Here is a 3,917-nt window from a genome sequence, read left to right on the forward strand (position 1 = left end):
ACTTGGAAACGGACAAGCGATGGGATTGCTTATACCATACCCCATCAGGAACAGTAGTAGGAAGGACGGAACATTAAATCATGTTGAAATTCGATTAGGAGGCTTTGCTAGCCTAATCTTAAGCCAACAGAAGTAAACATTTTTTTTTTTTAAGTAATTTATGATTGCAGCAGTATTACAAGCCAGTAACCTTTATAAAGCAGCACACAAAGTGATGCAAAATAAAGGCTCGAGTGGAATAGATGGTATGCCAGTCTCAAAATTGCCCTTATATATACGGGCAAATCGAAAACGCATAACCACTTCTATTTACAGCAATGGCTATATACCGCAAGCAATTTTAGGAGTACCCATACCCAAAGAAAAGGGTAAGTCCCGACTCTTAGGTATTCCCACCGTAGTGGATAGGTGTTTACAACAGGCGGTAAGTCAGAGGCTAATGACCAAGTTTGAATACGAATTTGAGCCTTTTAGTTATGGTTTCCGTCCTAAGAAGAATATCCAAAAAGCGGTACTACAAGCACAGGAATACATCAATGATGGCTTCCAAGATGTTGTAGATATCGACTTAAAAGGGTTCTTTGATGAAGTAGATCACAGTTTATTACTACAACTCGTTTACAACAAGGTAAACTGTCCAGCAACCTTGCGATTAATCCGCAAATGGTTACGTGCGCCCATACTTATAAAATGGCGCTTAGTCAAACGAAGAAAAGGCATTCCACAAGGAAGTCCATTAAGTCCGTTGTTATCTAATATCCTATTAGATGTTTTAGATAAATTTCTTAGCAATCAAGGTCTTCGTTATGTACGCTATGCAGACGATTTTAGTATTTATACAAAATCCAAAGCAACAGCAAAGCGAGTAGGAAATCAGGTGTATAGTTTTCTCAAAGAAAAACTGCACTTACCTATAAACCGAGCAAAAAGTGGCATACGACGACCATTAAATTTTGAACTGCTTGGGCATGGCTTTGTAAGCATTTATAAGAAAGGTGTAAAAGGACAGTATCAACTTGTAGTAAGCAAAAGTGGAGGGGAAAAACTCAAGCGAAAGCTGAAACTTTTAACCAAGAAAACTAATCCTGTATCGTTATCAGAACGTTTAAGCAGACTCACGCAAGTGTGTAGAGGATGGCTTAATAACTATAGGTTAACCAACATTTATTCAAAGCTGAAAAAGCTAGATGAATGGTTGCGCAACCGACTGCGATATTGCATTTGGCATCATTGGAAGAAAGCAGACAGAAAACGCAAGAATTTAATACGTTTAGGAATAGAAAAAGGACAGGCTTATGCATTGAGTAGAACCCGCATGGGCGGCTGGGCAGCAGCTCAAAGCCCTATATTAGGAACTACAATAACCTTATCTAGACTAAAACGAAGAGGCTACAAACCTATGATAGATTATCTGAATAGAACGCAAACTTTGATTTGGTGAACCGCCGTATACGAGACCCGCTTGGCCTGTCCTGACGAAGGAAGGATCCGGTGGTGTGAGAGGCGCAGTGGCGACTTTTAAGTCGTCACCCGTCTACTCGATTGTCTTTTAGCGCTTTATCTGTTTTTACATTGCCTATTTAATCCTCTTCTTTAGACCAAAAAGAGGTCTAATATATTTCAAACGACGAATACCAAACTCATATAAAATCCAACTTCCTAAGAAGGTGCCGATAATCATAGTAGAAAACTTTAGTAAAAATCCCCAATCTAAATTCATTATATAATACCCAATGATAATTGTAATTGTTTGATGTAAAATATAAAATGGATATACCGCTTCGTTAGCATATCTCAATTTTTCACTAGTTTTGTTTAGATATTTGGCAGCAAATCCAAAAAAGGTTAATATCCAACTCCAATAATTTATAGGAATAATAATTAACTCTAGTGCATACGAAAAATAAGTATCCTTCATAATCCAAACAGAAACGTATAAGACACTGAATGCTAAAACTGCAATGGTGGCATACAATTTCCTATAGCTTTCTAAACTTTTCCAGAAAATATCTTTTAGATGTATTAATATAAAACCATAGCCAAAAAGAACACTAAACTTAGTCAATAAGTACCAATCGCCCACTAAAGCATGTGTCTTTGGAAAATAGGGCTCTAGAGTAAGCTCTATTAAAATAAGTGGTAAACAAAACCAGAATAACCCTAATGGCTTTTTAATTTGCTTAGATAACCAAAGCATTAATTTATTTGCTGGATATTTTTTTATGTATTTAAATATTGGCAACCAAAGTAATGAGAATAACAATAGATAAGGTAAAAACCAAAGGTGATGCCAGCTTAAGTTGCCCTCAGGGTATTCTCCTATAAAAGCAACATCTTTCCAAAAAACAAAATAGCTTTCCAAGAAATCATTATCAGTTAACCGCTCTATATAAACTTGAGGTGGTACTATAAATAACATCCCAAAAACTAACGGTATAAATAATCTAACAATCCGTTCCTTGCTAAATTGCCATGAGCTCCTTTTGTTTAAAGCAAAATAAGTTCCCATACCAGAAATCACAAAAAGGATAGGTAATCGCCATCGGTTTAAAAAGTACATAGGTAATTTTAACCAATCATAAAGTATATTGTTTTTAATATGAAAATCACCTGGGTCAAAGAATTTTCCGGTATGATAGAATATAAGTAATCCAAACACTAATACTCGTAACCAATCTATGTCATGTCTACGCATCAACTTATTTTTTTTGCTAAACTATTTAAAAAAAGTATTGGTGTTTTTTAAATGTGATGACTAACAAACTTTAGTGACGAGAAGCAAGATGTTTAATGAGAATTCATCTTTTCATCAAACATTGAAATCATATTCCTTGAAACTGGAATGATGTTAGCACAGTTTTTAATTTGTAGCTTATACCCTTGTGCATTACCAGTAACGGAATCGATTTGATTAATATTAACAATGTAGGAACGATGTGTTCTTATATAGTTAGGATAAGAGTCTAATATATTTTCCAAACGTTTCATCGTTAATCTTTTTAATGTTTTACTTCCGTTCCTTAAAAATAATTCTACATAATTACCTTCTGCCTTTGCATATAAAACATTTTGTGAATCAACATCCAATTCATTTATGTATGATGGAGTTCTGTTAGAATTAATAGTAATTTCTTTTGAAGTATTAAATGCATTTGCATTTGTGCTATTTCTAGTATTTAACCTGTGATAATTTATAGGTACCAAAATAAATGCAAATAAAATTCCGACTAGGGAGGTGTTTCTTATTTCTTCATAGAAATATTGTAAAGACCAATTATTTGGATTGTCATAAATAACATCTCTAATAAGAAACTGTGCAATACCTACGATAAGTAAAAATATAGCTATTAAAAGTATTTCCTTTTTTATGTTCCAATTATCCTTTACACGTGGAAACATTTTTAGAGATAAAAATAAAAAAACGATAAAAACAGGAGTACATGAATGTATTAAAGTAATCCAAAAATATCCTATTTTATGTTCAGGTTGATAAACTTCAAAAGGCTCAAAGAAATAGCCAAATAAAAGAGTCATAAAGAATAATGAGACCGTTATTAACCATAATTCTTTTCCTTGATAATAAAATGGGTATGCTTGAGATAACAAGTTTGAAATATTTTTTTTCAATTTAAGTAAGATATTTTTTTGCATTAAAGACAACGTTCAGTGTATGAAAAGTAGGCGATTTCGAAGCACTAAACTTTCAGATAAACACAAACTTTGATACTAGCGAAAACCTTTGCATTTACTACTGTTTCGCCTATGTTTTATATACATTGTTGTGGTGCGTTGTGTGTCCTGAGTTACCTGGGGATATAAGATAAGATTAAGTTCTTTGACAAACAAGTAACAAAACTGTAATTGAGATGATAGGATTCTGATATTTATTGGAATGGTCTATCGGCTGGGATGTTCAT

General features: G+C 33.6%; 3 protein-coding genes. 1 reads left to right on the forward strand and 2 read right to left on the reverse strand.

All coding sequences use genetic code 11. The features are described from left to right. The first annotated feature begins 160 nt into the window (after nt 1-160). Nucleotides 161-1,441 carry a group II intron reverse transcriptase/maturase gene (ltrA, locus tag CXF67_RS08580; RefSeq protein WP_102088383.1) on the forward strand — a complete coding sequence of 427 codons (1,281 nt, stop codon included), beginning with the start codon at nt 161-163 and terminating at the stop codon, nt 1,439-1,441. Nucleotides 1,442-1,576: 135 nt separating this feature from the next. Here the strand turns inward: ltrA and CXF67_RS08585 are convergent, their stop codons facing one another. After that, a complete protein-coding gene (locus tag CXF67_RS08585; RefSeq protein ID WP_102088384.1) occupies nt 1,577-2,695 on the reverse strand; it encodes an acyltransferase family protein in 1,119 nt (372 codons plus the stop codon). Between the two features lie 92 nt (nt 2,696-2,787). Beyond that, nucleotides 2,788-3,651 carry a LytR/AlgR family response regulator transcription factor gene (locus CXF67_RS08590; RefSeq protein WP_102088385.1) on the reverse strand — a complete coding sequence of 288 codons (864 nt, stop codon included), beginning with the start codon at nt 3,649-3,651 and terminating at the stop codon, nt 2,788-2,790. Between the last annotated feature and the right edge of the window lie 266 nt (nt 3,652-3,917).

Origin of the sequence: Psychroflexus sp. MES1-P1E, from assembly GCF_002836055.1 — a bacterium.
Classification (GTDB): Bacteria; Bacteroidota; Bacteroidia; order Flavobacteriales; family Flavobacteriaceae; genus Psychroflexus.